This is a genomic window from Ruegeria sp. HKCCD4315, from assembly GCF_013112245.1.
In the GTDB taxonomy this organism is placed as follows: domain Bacteria; phylum Pseudomonadota; class Alphaproteobacteria; order Rhodobacterales; family Rhodobacteraceae; genus Ruegeria.
In genome coordinates, this window is sequence record NZ_WVRN01000001.1 from 2,404,698 (window position 1) to 2,422,484 (window position 17,787).

At 57.1% G+C, this 17,787-nt stretch carries 19 protein-coding genes; 7 read left to right on the plus strand and 12 right to left on the minus strand.

Going from position 1 to position 17,787, the window contains the following annotated elements; translation table 11 throughout:
• Window position 1 precedes the first annotated feature (1 nt).
• A complete protein-coding gene (locus GS646_RS11960; protein WP_171185100.1) occupies window positions 2–1,663 on the plus strand; it encodes an FAD-binding dehydrogenase in 1,662 nt (553 codons plus the stop codon).
• Window positions 1,664–1,676: 13 nt separating this feature from the next.
• Here the strand turns inward: GS646_RS11960 and GS646_RS11965 are convergent, their stop codons facing one another.
• The 3 genes from GS646_RS11965 to GS646_RS11975 all read right to left on the minus strand — a co-directional run bounded on the left by GS646_RS11965 (window position 1,677) and on the right by GS646_RS11975 (window position 5,191).
• On the minus strand, window positions 1,677–2,414 hold the full coding sequence (locus tag GS646_RS11965; RefSeq protein WP_171185102.1) for a YbaY family lipoprotein: 738 nt from the start codon (window positions 2,412–2,414) through the stop codon (window positions 1,677–1,679).
• A gap of 95 nt (window positions 2,415–2,509) precedes the next feature.
• Entirely contained in the window at window positions 2,510–4,288 is a 1,779-nt protein-coding gene (locus GS646_RS11970; RefSeq protein ID WP_171092485.1) for an SLC13 family permease, read from the minus strand.
• An 87-nt stretch (window positions 4,289–4,375) separates the two neighbouring features.
• Window positions 4,376–5,191 carry a TIGR00282 family metallophosphoesterase gene (locus tag GS646_RS11975; RefSeq protein WP_171092487.1) on the minus strand — a complete coding sequence of 272 codons (816 nt, stop codon included), beginning with the start codon at window positions 5,189–5,191 and terminating at the stop codon, window positions 4,376–4,378.
• Between the two features lie 133 nt (window positions 5,192–5,324).
• Here GS646_RS11975 and GS646_RS11980 point away from each other — a divergent pair, with 133 nt between their 5' ends.
• On the plus strand, window positions 5,325–5,552 hold the full coding sequence (locus tag GS646_RS11980) for a DUF333 domain-containing protein (protein WP_171092489.1): 228 nt from the start codon (window positions 5,325–5,327) through the stop codon (window positions 5,550–5,552).
• 3 nt (window positions 5,553–5,555) lie between these two features.
• Here GS646_RS11980 and GS646_RS11985 read toward each other — a convergent pair whose 3' ends face one another.
• A complete protein-coding gene (locus GS646_RS11985) occupies window positions 5,556–6,113 on the minus strand; it encodes a 5-formyltetrahydrofolate cyclo-ligase (protein WP_171185104.1) in 558 nt (185 codons plus the stop codon).
• Entirely contained in the window at window positions 6,110–7,504 is a 1,395-nt protein-coding gene (gene mgtE / locus GS646_RS11990) for a magnesium transporter (RefSeq protein ID WP_171185106.1), read from the minus strand. Before mgtE ends, GS646_RS11985 begins: the two co-directional genes overlap by 4 nt.
• A gap of 139 nt (window positions 7,505–7,643) precedes the next feature.
• Here mgtE and guaD point away from each other — a divergent pair, with 139 nt between their 5' ends.
• On the plus strand, window positions 7,644–8,930 hold the full coding sequence (gene guaD, locus GS646_RS11995) for a guanine deaminase (RefSeq protein WP_171185108.1): 1,287 nt from the start codon (window positions 7,644–7,646) through the stop codon (window positions 8,928–8,930).
• Here guaD and GS646_RS12000 read toward each other — a convergent pair.
• The 3 genes from GS646_RS12000 to GS646_RS12010 form a co-directional block, all read right to left on the minus strand.
• Entirely contained in the window at window positions 8,927–10,261 is a 1,335-nt protein-coding gene (locus tag GS646_RS12000; protein ID WP_171646616.1) for an 8-oxoguanine deaminase, read from the minus strand. The genes guaD and GS646_RS12000 overlap by 4 nt on opposite strands.
• Before the next feature lie 114 nt (window positions 10,262–10,375).
• Window positions 10,376–11,167, minus strand: a complete 792-nt coding sequence (hisN, locus tag GS646_RS12005; protein ID WP_171646614.1) for a histidinol-phosphatase — start codon at window positions 11,165–11,167, stop codon at window positions 10,376–10,378.
• A gap of 40 nt (window positions 11,168–11,207) precedes the next feature.
• Window positions 11,208–11,579, minus strand: coding sequence for a helix-turn-helix domain-containing protein (locus tag GS646_RS12010; RefSeq protein ID WP_171092502.1), 372 nt, complete (start codon window positions 11,577–11,579; stop codon window positions 11,208–11,210).
• Window positions 11,580–11,909: 330 nt separating this feature from the next.
• Here GS646_RS12010 and GS646_RS12015 point away from each other — a divergent pair, with 330 nt between their 5' ends.
• Window positions 11,910–12,866, plus strand: a complete 957-nt coding sequence (locus GS646_RS12015) for an NADPH:quinone oxidoreductase family protein (protein WP_171647041.1) — start codon at window positions 11,910–11,912, stop codon at window positions 12,864–12,866.
• A 6-nt stretch (window positions 12,867–12,872) separates the two neighbouring features.
• Here the strand turns inward: GS646_RS12015 and GS646_RS12020 are convergent, their stop codons facing one another.
• Window positions 12,873–13,754: a LysR family transcriptional regulator gene (locus GS646_RS12020; RefSeq protein ID WP_171185116.1), complete on the minus strand. Its 882-nt coding sequence runs from the start codon at window positions 13,752–13,754 to the stop codon at window positions 12,873–12,875.
• A 127-nt stretch (window positions 13,755–13,881) separates the two neighbouring features.
• Between GS646_RS12020 and GS646_RS12025 the strand changes: the two genes are divergently transcribed.
• Together GS646_RS12025 and GS646_RS12030 are read left to right on the plus strand one after the other, a co-directional pair.
• Entirely contained in the window at window positions 13,882–14,091 is a 210-nt protein-coding gene (locus tag GS646_RS12025; protein WP_171092506.1) for a DUF1127 domain-containing protein, read from the plus strand.
• A 183-nt stretch (window positions 14,092–14,274) separates the two neighbouring features.
• Entirely contained in the window at window positions 14,275–15,012 is a 738-nt protein-coding gene (locus GS646_RS12030; RefSeq protein WP_171092507.1) for a Bax inhibitor-1/YccA family protein, read from the plus strand.
• Window positions 15,013–15,141: 129 nt separating this feature from the next.
• Here GS646_RS12030 and GS646_RS12035 read toward each other — a convergent pair whose 3' ends face one another.
• From GS646_RS12035 to GS646_RS12045, 3 genes are all read right to left on the minus strand, one after another.
• Window positions 15,142–15,648, minus strand: coding sequence for a hypothetical protein (locus tag GS646_RS12035; protein ID WP_171185118.1), 507 nt, complete (start codon window positions 15,646–15,648; stop codon window positions 15,142–15,144).
• A 221-nt stretch (window positions 15,649–15,869) separates the two neighbouring features.
• Window positions 15,870–16,037, minus strand: coding sequence for a 50S ribosomal protein L33 (gene rpmG, locus GS646_RS12040; RefSeq protein ID WP_037309480.1), 168 nt, complete (start codon window positions 16,035–16,037; stop codon window positions 15,870–15,872).
• A gap of 127 nt (window positions 16,038–16,164) precedes the next feature.
• Window positions 16,165–16,872, minus strand: coding sequence for a DUF533 domain-containing protein (locus GS646_RS12045; protein ID WP_171185120.1), 708 nt, complete (start codon window positions 16,870–16,872; stop codon window positions 16,165–16,167).
• 266 nt (window positions 16,873–17,138) lie between these two features.
• Here GS646_RS12045 and GS646_RS12050 point away from each other — a divergent pair, with 266 nt between their 5' ends.
• Window positions 17,139–17,774, plus strand: a complete 636-nt coding sequence (locus GS646_RS12050; protein WP_171092514.1) for a DUF1326 domain-containing protein — start codon at window positions 17,139–17,141, stop codon at window positions 17,772–17,774.
• Window positions 17,775–17,787: the final 13 nt, after the last annotated feature.

Genomic DNA, 17,787 nt, shown 5'->3' on the forward strand with positions numbered 1-17,787 from the left:
TATGACCAAGAACACAGCAGATGCGATTGTCGTCGGCGCGGGCCTGGCTGGATTGTCAGCAGCGGCTGAACTGGGCGACCGAGGCAAGAAGGTGATCATTGTCGATCAGGAGCCCGAGAGCTTTCTGGGTGGTCAGGCGTTCTGGAGCCTCGGTGGTTTGTTCATGGTCGACACTCCTGAACAACGGCGGATGGGCATACACGACAGCCAAGAGCTTGCCCTTCGTGACTGGATGGGCAGCGCACAGTTCGACCGCACGGAAGACGCCTGGCCCCGCAAATGGGCCGAGAGTTATGTCGAGTTTGCGGCTGGTGAAATGCGCCCGTGGTTGCACGAGATGGGTTTGCGCTGGTTTCCGGTCGTAGGTTGGGCAGAACGCGGTGGCTCTTTTGCGAACGGGCATGGCAACTCTGTCCCGCGTTTTCACATCACTTGGGGCACTGGTCCCGGCGTTCTGGAGCATTTCATCCGACGTGTGAAAGAGCATGTCAGCGCCGGTCTGATCCAATTGAAGTTCCGCCATCAGGTCAGCCACATCATTATGCAGAACGGCACTGCCAAAGGCGTATCTGGCGAGGTTTTAGCTGACGACACCGCCCAACGCGGCGGCAAGACCAACCGTGACGAAGTGGGTGAGTTCGAGGTTTATGCACCTTCGGTCATCGTTACCTCGGGCGGTATTGGCGGTAACTTTGAAATGGTTCGGCAGAACTGGCCCAAAGATCGTCTTGGTGAACCGCCAAAGGACATGGTGGCTGGTGTGCCCTTTCATGTCGACGGCCGCATGATCGGGATCAGCGAAAAAGCGGGCGGACACGTCATCAATGGCGACCGCATGTGGCATTACACCGAAGGCGTCCGCAACTGGGATCCGATCTGGCCTGCCCATGGCATTCGTATTTTACCCGGCCCCAGCTCTATGTGGTTCGACGCCAAAGGAAACCGTCTGGAACCGCCCTGCCTGCCTGGATTCGATACGTTGGGGACGTTGAAGGAAATCCTGAAAACAGGGTACGAGTACAGCTGGTTTGTTCTGACGCAGAAAGTGATCAAGAAAGAATTCGCCCTGTCCGGGTCTGAACAGAACCCGGACTTTACCTCGGGCAGTTGGAAAGAAGTCATCCGTCAGCGCATCCTGTCCGGGTCCAAGGCAACCGCCCCGGTCGAGGCGTTCAAAGAACATGGCGAGGATTTCGTCGTCGCCAACACGTTGACTGAATTGGTCAACGGGATGAACCATCTGGGCGGTGGACTAATCGAGGAAGCGCACCTGCGCGGGCAGATCGAAGCGCGCGACTCGCAGGTCGACAATCCTTTCTCCAAGGACGCCCAGATGATGGCGATTCTGGCCGCCAGAAACTATCGCGGAGACAAGTTGATCCGCACTGCCAAACCGCACAAGTTCCTCGACCCGTCCAACGGCCCGCTTATTGCGGTTAAGCTGCACGTCCTGACCCGCAAAACCCTAGGCGGGCTACAAACCAACCTTGACAGCCAGATGATCGGGGAAGATGGCAACTTGGTGCCCGGCCTGTTCGCCGCAGGCGAAGTCGCCGGTTTTGGCGGAGGCGGCTATCATGGGTACAACGCGTTGGAAGGAACCTTCCTGGGCGGATGCATCTTTTCGGGGCGCAACGCAGGGCGGTCTAGGGCCGTCGCCTGACGGCCTTGCAGCTCTATTTACGGACCAGCTTGATCACTGGCTCTCCCTCAGCATCAAGAAGAGCCAGCGCGTCCCCCTCCATCGCAAAGGATGTGATGGCCTGCATCGACTTCAGAAACGCGCGCTCAACCTCATCCAACTCGGGCGGGCAAGCCATGAGGGTAGCGGCCATGTTGTCGGGAAAGCTGATCCGGTTGCCCGAAACCTCTGCCTGACCACTGAAACGGTTGCAGCCGCCACTGCCCCCAAAGGCCCCGCCTTGCCCAAAGCTCAGTTCGGGGCGTCTTTCAGCCTGCAGCGGTGCGCCGTTTAGTGTTGCCGCGACCCATTCGGTGTTCTCAAGTGTTGCGCTTTTTTGGCTTTGAATCTGGACCAGCAACAGGTCAGCCGAGTTCCCCGCTTCGTTTGTCAGGACCGGATAAACCGTGTCTGTAGTGAACAACAGCTTTTGCCCCTGCGTGACCGTCGCGCGCACCGCATAGCTGTGCCCTTCCTTGATCAACGCGTCGTCATAGGTCAATTCAAACTGCGCGGGCACACCTGTCAAAGCGTATCTTTGCGCCGAGAGTGTTACGGCTGGTGCATCGGCCAGCGAAATATCCTGAAGCTCGACAAACAGGGTTGCGTCAGGTGGAAGCGCAAGACGCTCGCGGTAGGTTGCAGTTCCCTCAACCGTACCGGCCATTGCGGCACCACTGATCATGGTTGCAATTGCTGCGCCTGCCAATGTGGCTTGGGCTGTTGTCAGCATGGCAAATCCTCTTTGCAAATCACATTCACAAAAGATTGTGTGTCACCCGGGATTTACAAGTCTAGCAGTTTACGAGTGGCGATTTCGCGCCGACATTAGATAGGCCAGATCAACGGGATAAGCAGGGATGCCAGCAATCCGACCGTCAGGTTCAACGGGACGCCCACCTTCAAGAAATCGGTAAACCGATAGCCGCCGGGACCGTATACCATCATATTCGTCTGATAGCCGATCGGCGTTGCAAATGATGCCGAGGCCGCAACCATGACAGCGACGACAAGGGGGCGCGGGTCCATCCCAACAGCCTGAGCCAGCCCGATTGCAATCGGTGTAACAACGACGGCCACGGCATTGTTTGAGACCAGCTCGGTCAGGACCGACGTCAACAGATAAACCGCCCATATGATCAGGAACGGCGGCAAGGCACCTAGCCCGGGCGCAACGGCCTCGACGATCAGCGACACCGCGCCAGAGTTGTCCAGTGCCGCACCGATGGCGAGCATGGCAAAAATCAATGCCAACAATCGACCCTCCACAAAGGAAAACGCTTCGTCCGCGTCAATGCAGCGGGTCATCAAGACCACAGCGACTGCTACAATCGACAACAGGAGGATCGGCGCGATGCCCAGCGCGGCCAGGGCGACAATCCCGACAAGCGCACCAATTGCAATGGGTGCGTGACGACGGCGAAATGCCCGCGCGGACGGTTGTGTGACATCGACCATGTCCATTTCCGCTGCAAGGCGCTGGATGTCTGAGGGTGCACCTTCCAGCAGCAGGGTGTCACCGACGCGAACTACCAGTTCGTCCAACTGACGACCGATGTTTTGATTGCGGCGATGAACGGCCAAGACATAAACGCCATAGCGCCGGCGCAGTCGCAGCATGCCCAAAGCCCGCCCTACCATACGGCAGCCGGGCGTGATCAGCACCTCAACCGTCTTGGTTTCAACGGCAGACACCTGGTCCACGCGCTTGAGTTCCTTGTTGCTTTGCAAGCTCAACAACTCGGTCATCTCGGTCCGCAACACGACACGGTCGCCGACCCGCAGTTCGACGCCTTTCAGGTTACGCCGAAGAGATTCATCCCCTCGGAGAACATCGATCAAGCGTACACCCGGCCGCTTGAACAATTGAACACCTGTCACCTCGCGCCCAATGAGGTTGCTGTCTGGCGGAATGACGGCCTCGGTAAAGAACTTCATCTTCGACCGGTCGCTGAGCAGCGACGCCATGCTGTCGCGCTCGGGCAAAAGCTTGGGCGCAATGAAGCGCAGGTAGAACATCCCATAGATCACAAGGACGATCCCCAGTGGCGTGACTTCGAAGATTGTAAAGGGTGTCATCCCTTGAGCGCGTGCCACACCATCGACCAGCAGGTTGGTCGATGTGCCAATCAGCGTCAGTGTGCCGCCCAGAATGGCGGCATAACTCAACGGAATCAGCAGTTTGGACGCGGGCACATTCAGGGTGCGGGCGATTTGCACAAAAACCGGAATCATGACCACCACAACTGGCGTGTTCGACACCACAGCCGAGGCCACAACAACAAACCCCATGAGCAAACCAATCGCGATACGTGGGTTCACCTGCGCCTGCTTCTGCGCGGTTGAAGTGAACGAGTCCAACGCCCCCGTTCGCACCAAGGCCCCCATGATGATGAACATCGCCGCAATGGTCCACGGCGCAGGATTGGACAAAACCGCCAATGCGCTTTGATAGGGCAGGATACCAGTCACAAGCATCAGCGAGACGCCTCCAATGGCCACAACCTCGGTCGGATACACCTCGCGCAGGAACATGATGAACATGCCCGCAACAATAAGCAGCGCCAGAACTGCGCTGCCCGTGTCTGTCAGTGAAAGGAAATTCATTCGTGGTATTCTGTCCGAACCCGGGCCCAAGCGCCTGATGACATGCAGTTTCACGCATTGCGCGCAGCAGAGCAAGCCTGACGTTGATTATTCGGGCCCAGCCTGCTCCAAACGCCCGCCGACGCGCACCATTTGAACAGATTTGGCCTGACCGTCACGATCATCGGTCTCCACGAACACGCCGCTCAGCGTGGCTTCACCGTTTGCAGGGGTGAACCGCGCCTTGGGCATACCCGTGATAAATCGGCGCATCGGTTCCTGCTTGTCCATCCCGATGACCGAGTCGTAGTCACCGCACATACCGGCATCTGTCAGATACGCTGTACCGCCCGGTAGAATCTGAGAATCCGCGGTCGGAACATGGGTATGCGTCCCGACCACAAGGCTGGCACGCTTGTCGCAGTAGTGGCCCATCGCCATTTTCTCGGACGTCGCCTCGCAATGCATGTCCACGATAATGGCTTGCGCCTGCCCCCCGCGAGGATGCGACTTCAGGATCGGTTCGATGGCCGAGAACGGATCGTCAAAGGGCCGTTTCATGAAAACCTGCCCAAGCACCTGCACGACCAGAACCTTGCGCCCACCCGGTGCATTGAACAGCCGATGACCCCGCCCCGGCGCGCCTTTGGCAAAGTTCACAGGGCGCACGATGCGCTGCTCTTTCTCGATATATTGCAACATGTCCTTCTGGTCGAAGGCATGATCACCGAGCGTCAGGCAATCCGCACCCGCATCCAAAAGCAGCTTGGCGTGATCGCCGCTGAGTCCCATACCGTTCGACGCGTTTTCACCGTTGACCACAACAAAATCCAGCCGCCATTCGTCGCGCAGGCGCGGCAAGTGCTGCTGAACGGCGGCGCGACCCGCGCGCCCCATGACGTCACCAAGAAACAAAATCCTCATGATCCGGGTCGTAGGGGCTGTGCAGGGCAATAACAAGGCGGAAGCATGAAATTTGCCGCCAAGTTGAGGGTTGAATTCACATTCACCTGTGGCAATGTTTTTAAAGAGCGTTTGAATATAGAAGGAATTCTTCGTGAAATCTTTAGTTCTACTGACGGCCAGCGTCTTGTTTGCTTCGGCTGCCGTTGCCGAAGGCACCAAAACCTCCATGCCCAACCCCGCAGCAACATTTTGCATCGAAAACGACGGGACGTATCAACTTCGGAAAAACGAAGATGGCAGCGTCTACGGCGTCTGTATCCTTAAAGACGGCACCGAAGTGGATGCCTGGGATTACTTGCGCAGCCATTTCGAGCAATAACAGCTAGAAGGTCAGCACCCGACTTTCCGTGATGACCATGTCCAACGGTTGGTCTGTTGGCTCCAACGGCAGGCCCTCGGCCTCTTGCGCGTCAAAGGCGAAACCGATGGCCAGCGTCGGGCGTTTGGCGCGCAAACCTTCTAGCGTGCGATCATAGAACCCGCCGCCATAGCCCAGCCGACCGCCATTTGCATCAAACGCGACCAGCGGCACGACCAGAATCTCGGGATCGAAATAGTCATCCACCTCGGGCACTTTGGCACCAAACGGGCCATCTTTCAGCACACCTTCGGGCGTCCAGCGAGAGAATTTCAAAGGTTGACCAGCGGCCTGAATGACCGGCACGCCAACCGGCCCGTAAGCCGATGCCTCGGCCATCGCGGGCAGAGGGTCGATCTCGGTTCTGATGGGCATATAGCCTGACATGGGTACGCCCCGATGCCCCGCCAGAACCTCGGACAACCGTCCGGCTGCACCGGGCAAACGCGTATCGAATGCAGCCTTGCGGCGCGCAAAGGCCGCCTTACGGGCTGCGGCTTTGATTTCGGTCAGATCGGTCACAAGAGCACCACGCTGGCAAGGCCAAGAAAGATGAAGAACCCCATGACATCCGTTGTAGTCGTCACAAAGGTTCCGGACGCCAGCGCCGGGTCAACACCCAAACGGTCCAGCACGACAGGTACTACCGTACCCGCGAACCCGGCGATGATCATGTTCACGACCAAGGCCGATCCGATCACGACACCCAATAGCGGAGAGTCAAACCACAACATCCCCACGGTACCCAACACGATGGCAAAGCATAGCCCGTTGAGCATGCCGACCAACAATTCGCGCCGGATAACACGCATCACGTTTGCATTGGTCAGGTCTCGCGTCGCCAAAGCACGCACCGCCACCGTCAGCGATTGCGTGCCCGCATTGCCCCCCATCGAGGCCACAATCGGCATCAGTATGGCAAGTGCGACCAGTTGATCAATCGCAGCCTCGAACTGTGAAATCACCAGCGAGGCACAGATCGCGGTACATAGGTTAACCGCCAGCCAAGGCAACCGCCGCCGACTGGTCGCTGCGACACTGTCGGAAATAGAGCTTTCGTCACTGACACCGGCAAGACGCAGGATGTCTTCTTCGTGTTCTTCATCCAGAACCACCATCGCATCGTCGATGGTGATGACACCAACCAGACGTCCATCAGCATCCACAACCGGGGACGAGATCAGGTGGTACTGATTGAAGGCATACGCCACGTCCTCCTCGTCCTGATCGACAGGGATGATATGGAATTCTTCTTCCGTCAGATCATGCAACGGCACCTCACGTCGGGCCGCCATCAGCTTGCCCAAAGTAACCTGCGCCACTGGCTTCAGGCGCGGATCGACCAGCACCACGTGATAAAACTGCTCGGGCAGATCATCATTGGCGCGCATGAAATCAATCGTTTGCCCAACGGTCCAATGCTCGGGCGCCATGACGACCTCGCGCTGCATGAGACGGCCGGCCGAATTTTCAGGGTAGGACAGCGCCTGTTCGGCGGCGATCCGTTCGGAATCCTCCAGCGCATCCAGGATGGTTTCCTGCTGAAGCTCCTCAAGGTCTTCGAGCAGGTCAACGACGTCGTCGCTTTCCATCTCGCGCACAGCGTCCGCCAGAACATCAGGCTTCAGGACCGAGATCACCTCTTCCCGAACCGATTCATCCAGTTCGGATAGGATGTCGCCGTCGAATTCCTTGTCATACAGGCGGATCAGGCGGGCCCGGTCAAACGGGTTGATCTGTTCAAGAAGGTCAGCGATGTCAGCCGCGTGCAGCGGCTCCATCAACTCGATCAGCTTTTCGCGATCATCGATATCCACTGCATAGAGGATCGCAGCCACGGCTTTGGGATCCAGTGCATAAGCGTCGTCCTCCCGGGGCAGATCGTGTCCGGCTTCGTCACTGCCTGTCGTCATGCGCTGCCCCCTTTATTCGGCGATTGGCTTCTAAATAGAAGAAGCAGCTACCGGAAAACAATGACAATGCGCCGATTTACCCACTTCTTTCGTCCGCCTATGCTGATGCGTGGTTCCAAACAGGTGGAGAACAGGGCAAATGGCGCAAAAGACGCTTTTGAAAGGGCGCGTTCTGAGCTTTATCGGCTCACCCTTTGACGGAGAGCCGACCGACGCCACGCGGTTGGACGAAGCGGTTGTGATAGAAGACGGGCGCATCGCAGATGTTGGCGCCGTCGATGCTTTGGCGCTGGCTCATCCTGATGCGGTCACCAGGGATCACGGCAATCATCTGATCATGGCCGGTTTTGTTGACCCGCATGTGCATTACCCGCAGACGGCAATGATTGCCAGTTGGGGAAAGCGGCTGATTGACTGGCTGAACACCTACACTTTCCCGGAAGAGATGAAGTTTGGCGATCCCGTCTATGCAAGTGAAATCGCCAATCGCTATCTGGATCTGACCACCGCACATGGCACCACTACGATGTGCAGCTTTTGCACAATCCACCCCGAAAGTGTGGATGCATTCTTTACGGCTGCGCAGCAACGTGGACAGCGGGTGGTGGCGGGCAAGACCTGCATGGATCGCAATGCGCCAGAAGGTCTGCGAGACACAGCGCAGACTGCTTACGATCAATCAGCAGCCCTGCTGGAAAAGTGGCATCGTATCGACCGGCTGTCCTATGCCATCACCCCGCGCTTTTCGCCGACCTCAACCCCCGAACAGCTTGAGGCGATGGGCGCGCTTTGGGCAGAGCATCCTCATTGCCTGATGCAAACCCATCTGAGCGAGCAAACAGATGAAATCGAATGGGTTCAGTCTCTGTTCCCCGACGCGCGGGACTATCTGGACACTTACGAGAAGTTTGGCCTGCTGGGTCAAAACGGCCTGTACGGGCACGTCATCCATCTGGAGGACCGAGAGCGCGATCGGCTGCGCGAAGTTGATGCCTCACTGATCCACTGCCCCACTTCGAACACCTTCATCGGGTCGGGTTTGTTTGACATGAGCGGTCTGATCCATGATGGCCACCGCATCGGTCTGGCCACGGATACAGGCGGCGGGTCCAGTTTTTCGATGCTGCGCACAATGGCGGCGGCCTATGAAATCGGCCAACTGCGTGGCCGCCCGCTGCATCCGGCGCAATTGCTGTGGCTGGGCACAGTCGGGTCCGCGCGTAGCCTGCGCATGGATGACTGCATCGGCAATGTCGCACCGGGGATGGAGGCGGATCTGGTTGTGCTGGACCTCGCCTCGACCCCAGCCATCGCCCAGCGCGAGGCCCATGCAAACGATGTTTGGGAGGCAGTCTTCCCGACCATCATGATGGGTGATGATCGGGCCGTGGCCGAGGTTTGGATCGGCGGGCAACAGGCTGCTTAAGCCTGCAACGCCCGCGCAAGCGCATTCTGACGCTCGATCACACGGGGCAGATCAATCGTAGTGATATGCCCATCGCGCACAATCTGACGGCCTTCGACAAACAGATGCTTAACGGTCATCGGTCCCGCGAGAAGCAACGCGGCAGGATCCCAACTGCCTGCGCTTTCGATGCAGCCTGTGTCCCACATCGCGATGTCCGCGCGTTTGCCGGGCATAAGCCGGCCGCAATCGGTGCGGCCCAGCACATCGGCCCCGCCACGCGTCGCGATCTCTAACGCTTCGCGGGCCGACATGGCATCTGCGCCATTGGCCGCGCGCTGCAGCAGCATGGCCTGCCGGGCTTCCAGCATCAGGTTGCCGTTGTCATTGCTAGCCGATCCGTCCGCACCAAGACCAACCTTGACGCCCGCGTCGCGCATCGCACGCACCGGTGCGATGCCGGAACCAAGGCGGCAATTGGAACACGGGCAGTGGGCCACGCCTGTTTTGGTGCGTGAAAACAGATCAATTTCGGCCCCGTCCAGCTTGACACAATGGGCGTGCCAGACATCGGGGCCGGTCCAGCCTAAATCTTCGGCATACTGACCAGGGCGGCACCCGAACTGCGCCTGCGAATAAGCAATGTCCTCATCATTTTCAGCCAAATGCGTATGAAGCATCACACCTTTGTCTCGCGCCAGCAAAGCTGCATCGCGCATCAGCTCACGGCTGACAGAGAACGGCGAACACGGGGCAAGGCCAACGCGGCACATCGACCCTTCTAACGGGTCATGAAACGCGTCAACAACACGGATCATATCGTCCAGAATGGCGGTTTCGTCTTCCACCAGAATGTCCGGCGGCAGTCCACCGTCGCTCTCGCCGATGCTCATGGCGCCACGCGTTGGGTGGAACCGCATCCCCAGCTCGGACGCAGCAGAAATCGTGTCTTCGAGCCGCGCGCCGTTGGGGTAGAGATAAAGATGATCGGAGCTGAGCGTACAGCCCGAAAGCGCCAGTTCAGCCAAGCCAATCTGGGCAGAGGTGAACATCTCATCCGGTCCGAACCTTGCCCAGATCGGGTAAAGCGTTTGCAGCCACCCAAACAGCAACGCATCCTGACCACCCGGAACGGCACGGGTCAGGGTTTGGTAAAGGTGGTGATGAGTGTTCACAAGACCGGGTGTCACCAGACAGCCCGAGGCATCGTGAACTTCGCCCTGCGTGTGCAAATCCTTCCCGACCTGGGCAACCTGCCCATCGCGGATCAGAATGTCAGCCCCAGACAATTCCCGCCGGGTGTCGTCCATCGTCAGGATATGGTCAGCGTTCTTGAGTAGGATTTCGGTCATATCGCTCTCCTGCATCTGCCCGTTTCATGCAAGGAGTGCGTTGACCGGCGGAAAACGGGCTCAAGAACCGGCTATATCCGGTTTAACCGCCATTCGTGTGCGCGGCAACAGTGTTCAGAAATGGCGCAGTATCTCAAGGGCGGCGGCATGAATGTCCACGTTTGCAGCTGCCAAGGCACGACCACCATCATGCGCTGGGCCACCTTGCCAATCTGTCACGATCCCGCCTGCCGCTTGAATGACCGCTATGGGCGCTTGAATGTCGTAAGAGTTCAAACCTGCTTCGATCACCAGATCCGCCTGCCCCGCCGCAAGCAGCGCATAAGCATAGCAATCCATTCCATACCGCGTCAGTTGCACCTGCTCGGATACGGTCTGAAACCCTTTCCGGTCTTCCAAGGTCCCAACTTCGGGAAACGTAGTAAACAGAGTTGCCTGATCCAGAGTATTGGTTTCGCGGGTTTTCATACTGCGGGTGCCCAACGGACCAGAAAAATGAGCGCCGGATGGCGATCCCACAAAGCGCTCTCCTATATAAGGCTGATCAATGACGCCCATAAACGGCCCATTCTGATCGCTCAGCGCAATAAGAACGCCCCAGGTTGGTGTGCCGCTGATAAATCCGCGTGTGCCGTCAATAGGGTCTAGAACCCAGGTTCGGCCGCTGCTGCCTATAAGCTCACCAAACTCTTCACCCAGAATGCTGTCTTCGGGGCGGCGCAGGGCTAAAACCTCTCGCATCGCCTTTTCGGCTGCACGGTCAGCCACTGTGACCGGATCAAACCCATCGGTCAGCTTATTTGCTGTTTCCAGATTGGTTTGACGAAAAAAAGGAAGAATGGCTGCGCGCGCTGCGTCAGCCATTTCTTCGGCGATTTCGATGTCGTTCATAGCTGTCGGTTGCATGGCCCACAGGTGCGAGCAACGCCCAACAAAGTCAAGTCACTCAGGCGACGTCGCTGAGAACCCGCGCCAGTTCGAACAGACGGCGGCGCTGGTTTTCCGGAATCGCATAGTAAGAACGCACCAGATCCAGCGCTTCCTTGTCGCCCATAAGATCGGCAGGAACGGATTTCTTTTCCGCGTCGCTTTTTTGGGCTTCTTCCAGTCCTTCGAAGAAAAAGCTGACCGGCACTTCCAATGCCTCGGCGATGTCCCAAAGGCGGGATGCGCTGATTCGGTTGGCTCCGGTCTCATATTTTTGGATCTGCTGAAACTTGATACCAACTTGTTGCGCCAACTGCTGTTGGGTCATGCCAATCAGCCAGCGGCGATGCCGAACGCGCTTGCCCACATGGACATCGACGTGATGAGTCATTGGTATTCTCCTATACTACACAAACATCTGCGTGGGAGGTCGCGACGTCCGCTATCGCATGCATAGAGGGTTCCCCTTAATTACCCCCTATTACGGACTGTACCGCCCCCTACACAGCACTAAGCGTTTATAATGCCGGTTTTTGAATTTTTTTCAAGACGGTTGAGTCACACCCCCTTAAGAAGGGTTGTGGTTGTATAATGAATTACCCAACGCTCCGGATCGCAATGTTGACAAAGGACCTTTTGCTTTCCGGTGCCCGCCGTCATGCTAAATTAATTGACTTTCGCCAACTCACGCGCGCCTATGACCCAAAATGCGAGGAAAGTGATGCGGGCCTATTGCGTTCAATTTGACGGAGCAGCGGCGCAGTTGTGCAATCTTGATGTCCCGGTTCCGGGCCCGGGTCAGGTGCGTGTGGCGATCAAGGCTTGTGGCCTGAACTTTGCCGATCTTCTGATGCAAAAGGGCACGTATCAGGACACGCCCCCTGCCCCGTTTACGCTGGGTATGGAAATAGCGGGTGTCGTGGATGAGGTCGGGCCGGACGTGTCAAGTTTGATGCCGGGGGACCGGATCGCAGTCTATTCTGGAAAGGACGGGCTTGCAGAATTCGGCGTTTTTGACGCGAATCGAGCCATCCTGTTGCCAGATGCCATGCGTTTCGAAGATGCCGCAGCGATACAGATCGCCTATGGCACCAGTCACATGGCGCTGGATTACAGGGCCAGATTGCAACCGGGCGAGACGCTGTTGGTCACCGGTGCGGCGGGCGGCGTTGGTTTGACGGCTGTCGAGATTGGCAAACTTATGGGTGCCCGGGTGATCGCGCAGGCGCGCGGTACGGAAAAGCTTGCCGTCGCCCAGGCCGCAGGGGCTGATCACCTGATCGACACCTCAGAAGACCTGAGGGAGCGCGTCAAAGCGTTGGGCGGTGCTGACGTGGTTTATGACGCCATCGGTGGCGACGTGTTCAAAGCCGCCTTTCGCGCCACCAACCCCGAGGGCCGTTTGCTTCCGATTGGTTTTGCCGGGGGCGAGGTTCCACAGATTCCGGCAAACCACTTATTGGTTAAGAACCTGACCGTTATCGGTTTCTATATCGGCGGATACCTGAAGTTTCGCCCCGAAGCTGTGCGCAACAGCTTCGAGACCCTTTTCCAGTGGCATACAGAAGGGCGGATCAAACCACATATCAGCCACACTCTGCCGCTTGATGATGTCGCCCAGGGAATGCAACTGCTGAAACAGCGGAAGTCGACGGGCAAGATCGTGATCACGCCCTGATCGCATTTACCCCACCACCGCACGCAGCGGTGTGCCACCCAGCATCCGAAAGTTCTGACGCACCAACTGCGCCAACGCCTCGACGACCGCGCCACGGCCCGATTCGCCGCCATAGAGGTTGATCTTGTGGGCCGGCAAGTCAGGCAATGCGCCACCAGACTCGATTTGTTCAAGGTGCGAGGCTTCGGTTCCGTCCAACATCGCGTGCACCGCAAGATCGGCACTGACCGTGGCTTCGATGGTCCGGTCATTTTCAGTTTCAACCGACAGCTCCCACGGGATTCCAGCGGCATCCAGTGCCGAGATCACCTGCGGTCGGAACAGACATCGACGCCCAAGCGCCAGTGGCAGCGGCTGTTTGCGCCACGCAGACCCGCCCGGCGCACCAATCCAGCGCAAAGGAAGCTCTGCTATGGTTTCTGAGCCCTCTGCCGTGGATGGCTCGGTTGTCAGGATCAAGTCGCATTCACCACGCTTGTACATGTCTTTCAGCTGGAGCGAATACGACGACACCAATTGCACACGCACACGCGGAAAATCCACGTTGAACCGCTGCAAAACCCGCGGGATCGCCGGATAGACGATGTCATGGGGCACACCCAGAACCACTTCGCCCTCGAATGCCTGATCCGTCAGACGGCTGATGACTTCATCATTCAGGGAAATCATCCGGCGGGCATAAGCCAGCAACTGCTCGCCTGACGCCGTCAAAGCGATAGTGCGACCGCTGCGATCCAGCAATTCCAAACCCAGCAGCTCTTCCAACCGCTTTAACTGCATGGACACTGCGGATTGCGTGAGGTGCAAAAAACCAGCGGCGCGTGTGACACCGCCCTGATCCGCAACCGCCACGAAGGATCGCAGGGTCGTAATGTCCAGATTTCGCATCTTCACGACTCCTTATGTGTGTCATCAAAAATATTCGTTTTTAAAATATGTCATATGCCTCCATATCAATCAAGGAAATTGATGCCGAATACAGAAAGCATCGAAAAACCTGGAAAGGACAAAGATCATGACCCAAATTGCACTTCATACGACTTGCAGCCCAGCCAAACTGTCCCTGATGTCGCGGTTTTTTCGGGCATTGGAACTGAACCGGCAGCGTCGTGAACTGGCACAACTGGATGATGCCGCGCTTGAGGACATCGGAGTGACCCGCGCTGAAGCCTCTGCCGAGGCGCGTCGGCTCTTCTGGGATGCGCCTGATTTCTGGAAAAGATAAGTTCAAAACTCACTTTTTAACGGCGATGGGTGGCTTTGCATCACCTGTCGCCGAATTTGTTGCGTGTTTTAGTCGGTTTTCGCCCGGAATCTCTTGAAACACAGCCTCTAGTTGCCGATATTTACGGGGAAACCGCCCCGCACTGCCGGGGCGACTAAACTTTTCGATAAGGGAGACCCTTTGATGGCACAATTCGACACGATCCGGACGGCATCCGGCGCGCGCGCCGCCGAGATTGATGAGGGCCTGCGCGCCCATATGAACAAAGTCTACGGCACAATGTCCGTGGGCATGTTGATCACGTTCGCCGTGGCCTGGGCCGTTGGTTCAAACCCTCAATTGCTTTCGGTATTCCGTGATCCGGTCACGCTGAGCCCGAACATCCTGGGTTGGATCATCATGTTTGCTCCGCTGGCCATGGTGTTTGGCTTTGGTGCTGCAATCAACCGGTTGTCGGCAGCGGGTGCCCAACTGTTCTTCTACGTCTTTGCGGCGGTCATGGGCCTGTCGCTCAGCTGGATATTTGTTGCCTTCACCGGCATTTCGATTGCTCAGGTCTTCCTGGTAACCTCAATCGCCTTCGCCGGGCTGTCGCTTTACGGCTATGTCACCAAGAAAGACCTCTCGGGCATGGGGACCTTCCTGATGATGGGCGTGATTGGTCTGGTTGTTGCAATGGTCATCAACCTTTTCCTGCAATCGCCTGCCGTTATGTTTGCCGTATCCATCCTGGGCGTTCTGATCTTTGCAGGTTTGACCGCTTATGACACTCAGAAAATCAAGACCACCTACCTTCAGATGGCTCACGCAGGCGATCAGGAGTGGTTGGGCAAAGCCGCAATCATGGGCGCGCTGAACCTGTATCTGGACTTCATCAACATGTTCATGTTCCTGCTGCAACTGCTGGGTAGCCGCGAATAACAGTTTCTTTTCTCGTCGAAAGGGCCGGTCATTGACCGGCCCTTTTCTTTTTACCCGTCATTTTTCCCGATCCCCAGAATCAAAAAAGCCCCACCAATCAGGTGAGGCCCTATTCTTGGTTCAAACCGCTCAGCTACAATTCAGAGGAACTGCAAATCCGGAACTCCGCTCGGACGTGCCTTTGCGAAACACGTTGCCCGCGGGCAGGCATCCGGTGAATCGCTCGGTCTCTTCTGCAAAGCCGATCCCAATTGAGTTGTCGACTTTCACGCTGTTGGTTGAAGTCCGCAATACACCGAACAACGTTCCGTTGACGCTGACAGTGCTGAGGAACAGGTCGGTGTCGCTGCCCTCGAGCTGAACAGCTGTATTCGGCGTCTGACCACCATTGTCGATTGCCACTGATGCAACTTTGGACGGATCGGTCTCATCGACCAGCAAAGTCACGGTCGGAAGCTCTGCCAGTTCTGCCGGCACGTTTGTGGCCTCTGGAAGAAAGGCAACAGCACCCGGTACATCAGAGATAGTGCGCGGCTCTCCATCGATTCCGGTGAATCCGACACCTTCACGGTTAAACGGATCTTCACAGGCCGAGAGGGTCAGGACGGCGAATGTGGACAACAAGATTTTTTTCATGGCGCTCAACATTTTGTGGCGGTTTGCTGAAGCGTACTGGCAGGGTGCCGTAAAAAGCAAGCCGCAGCCGATGCGATTGCCCCGACCGCTGATGCGCCGCTGCAACGGAGGCGCATCAGATTGCCCCAGACTTATCACCACAGGGCCGCGGAACTGAACAGAAAAAAGGGGCTCTGCCAAACAGAGCCCCTTTTACAAAAATGTCCACGTGGAACGGCAGATTACTTAATCTTGCCTTCCTTGTACTCAACATGCTTACGAACGACCGGATCGTATTTACGGATGGTCATTTTCTCGGTCATGGTACGCGCGTTTTTCTTGGTCACGTAGAAGTGGCCCGTGCCCGCGGTCGAGTTCAGGCGGATCTTGATTGTCGTCGGCTTCGCCATGGTTATCTCCTGCGTCCGAAAAGGCAGGGGCCTTTCGGTTGAATTCCTATGAGCGTGCGCTTTTACGCGCTGCACCAACTATGTCAAGGCCAATCGGCCTATCCTGCAGTAGGAATCCCTCCCGAGATCAATCCGTCAGGGTCGGGGCCCCCATATACGTGTGAATCTGGTCTCTTTCCGCGTCTGAGAGGCCCAGCGCAGTGGACAATTGCCGCAGGTAAGACGCTTCGCGCGCGTTATCCAGACGAATGGCGGCAAGAGATGTGGCGTAGATTTGTGCTCTCAGCGGCGCGCCAGAATCAGCCGCCAATCCCATGACATCAATCGGTGCATTCAACTGTTCTTGTACAAACGCCCGTTCCTCGTCGCTGATGTCGTCGCCCAATTCACCCAGGATGATTTCTTTTTCGTGATCATCCAACTCGCCATCCGCCTTGGCCGCCTGAATCATGGCGCGCAGCATCAGTTTGGCTTGTGCTTCCATCGCTGCGCCAGCCGGGGTGCCACTGAACACAGTTTCCATCATGTCACCGGTCTGTTGGTTGGCCGTTTTCGCGGCCCCTTGCATTGCGTTCAACAAGCCTCCTAAACCAGCAGCTCCAGCAGCGCTGCCGCCGAGTCCCATTTTGCCCATCATGTCCTGAAGTCCTGCTGCACCTCCGGGCAAGCCAAATTGCTCGGCCATTTTGCCCAGCTGGTCCATACCAAATCCACCACCCGAGCCCTGCATCATATCCTGCAGACCCGCCATTCCACCCATTTTCTGATACTTGTCCATGCCCTTTGCCGCAGCAAACCCGATGGCCACAGACGCCAGCGTTTTCATAAAACTCATAATCAACCTCCCGGATTAAAATCTGTGCCTCAAACCTAACAGCCGAACGTAAAATCGAATACCGCATTCAACTCACGCGCGATTAGACCTCGTAGTAAAGCTTGTATCTCGCAGCTTAATCGGAGTCATGTTTGTACATATCACGGATTTGTGATACGTTCGAGCATCCAAGAAGCCAAATCCAGGCTCGATTTCCGAGGCAGCATGTGCGGGATCGCCCCGCGTTGAGCAGAGTTGTTTTAAACGACTTTTCTTGGGGGGTTATCATGACAGAATGGGTTATTCAGGCCGAAGAATTGGCCAATTGCAATTGCAACTTTGGCTGCCCTTGCCAGTTCAGCGTTTTGCCGTCTCATGGCAATTGCGAGGCGGTCGTCGTCTTCGACATTCAAAGCGGCCACTATGGCGACACTGATCTGGGGGGTCTTCGGGCGGCAGGTGTTTACCATTGGCCGGGACCTATTCATGAAGGCAACGGTCAGATGCAACTGATCATCGATGAAAGCGCCTCGGCCGATCAGCGGGCCGCCTTGCAGGCAATCATGACCGGAGAAGACACCGACGAAATGGCCACATTCTGGTACGTCTTCAGCGCGATGGCCCCGACCAAGCACGAAACACTGTTCGTTCCGATTGAGTTGGACTGGAGCCGCGAAGATCGCAGCGGGTATGCAAAGGTAACGGGTGTTTTCGACGTTGAAGTCAGCCCAATTCCCCATATCGTCTCAGGCGCGCCACATCGGGCGGCGATCCAACTGCCAAACGGGTTCGAATACCGCCAGGCCGAAGCTGCGTCGGGTTCGGCAAAAACCACCGGCAGCAAGATAAGCCTGACCTTTGATGCCACGCACGCCCATCTGGCGCATCTGAACATCTCGGGTCACGGCGTATTGGGCGCTTAAACTTGGGTGCCTC

Excerpts from the sequence above, each read along its gene's own strand:
- GS646_RS11965 (WP_171185102.1), bottom strand. The coding sequence starts at position 2,414 with ATGCTGACAACAGCCCAAGCCACATTGGCAGGCGCAGCAATTGCAACC.
- GS646_RS11975 (WP_171092487.1), bottom strand. The coding sequence starts at position 5,191 with ATGAGGATTTTGTTTCTTGGTGACGTCATGGGGCGCGCGGGTCGCGCC.
- GS646_RS12035 (WP_171185118.1), bottom strand. The coding sequence starts at position 15,648 with ATGAAAAAAATCTTGTTGTCCACATTCGCCGTCCTGACCCTCTCGGCC.
- mgtE (WP_171185106.1), bottom strand. The coding sequence starts at position 7,504 with ATGACGACAGGCAGTGACGAAGCCGGACACGATCTGCCCCGGGAGGAC.
- hisN (WP_171646614.1), bottom strand. The coding sequence starts at position 11,167 with ATGCAACCGACAGCTATGAACGACATCGAAATCGCCGAAGAAATGGCT.
- GS646_RS12045 (WP_171185120.1), bottom strand. The coding sequence starts at position 16,872 with ATGAGTTTTATGAAAACGCTGGCGTCTGTGGCCATCGGGTTTGCTGCG.
- GS646_RS11970 (WP_171092485.1), bottom strand. The coding sequence starts at position 4,288 with ATGAATTTCCTTTCACTGACAGACACGGGCAGCGCAGTTCTGGCGCTG.
- GS646_RS12015 (WP_171647041.1), top strand. The coding sequence starts at position 11,910 with ATGCGGGCCTATTGCGTTCAATTTGACGGAGCAGCGGCGCAGTTGTGC.
- GS646_RS12010 (WP_171092502.1), bottom strand. The coding sequence starts at position 11,579 with ATGACTCATCACGTCGATGTCCATGTGGGCAAGCGCGTTCGGCATCGC.
- GS646_RS12020 (WP_171185116.1), bottom strand. The coding sequence starts at position 13,754 with ATGCGAAATCTGGACATTACGACCCTGCGATCCTTCGTGGCGGTTGCG.
- GS646_RS12050 (WP_171092514.1), top strand. The coding sequence starts at position 17,139 with ATGACAGAATGGGTTATTCAGGCCGAAGAATTGGCCAATTGCAATTGC.
- guaD (WP_171185108.1), top strand. The coding sequence starts at position 7,644 with ATGGCGCAAAAGACGCTTTTGAAAGGGCGCGTTCTGAGCTTTATCGGC.
- GS646_RS11960 (WP_171185100.1), top strand. The coding sequence starts at position 2 with ATGACCAAGAACACAGCAGATGCGATTGTCGTCGGCGCGGGCCTGGCT.
- GS646_RS12025 (WP_171092506.1), top strand. The coding sequence starts at position 13,882 with ATGACCCAAATTGCACTTCATACGACTTGCAGCCCAGCCAAACTGTCC.
- GS646_RS12030 (WP_171092507.1), top strand. The coding sequence starts at position 14,275 with ATGGCACAATTCGACACGATCCGGACGGCATCCGGCGCGCGCGCCGCC.
- rpmG (WP_037309480.1), bottom strand. The coding sequence starts at position 16,037 with ATGGCGAAGCCGACGACAATCAAGATCCGCCTGAACTCGACCGCGGGC.
- GS646_RS12000 (WP_171646616.1), bottom strand. The coding sequence starts at position 10,261 with ATGACCGAAATCCTACTCAAGAACGCTGACCATATCCTGACGATGGAC.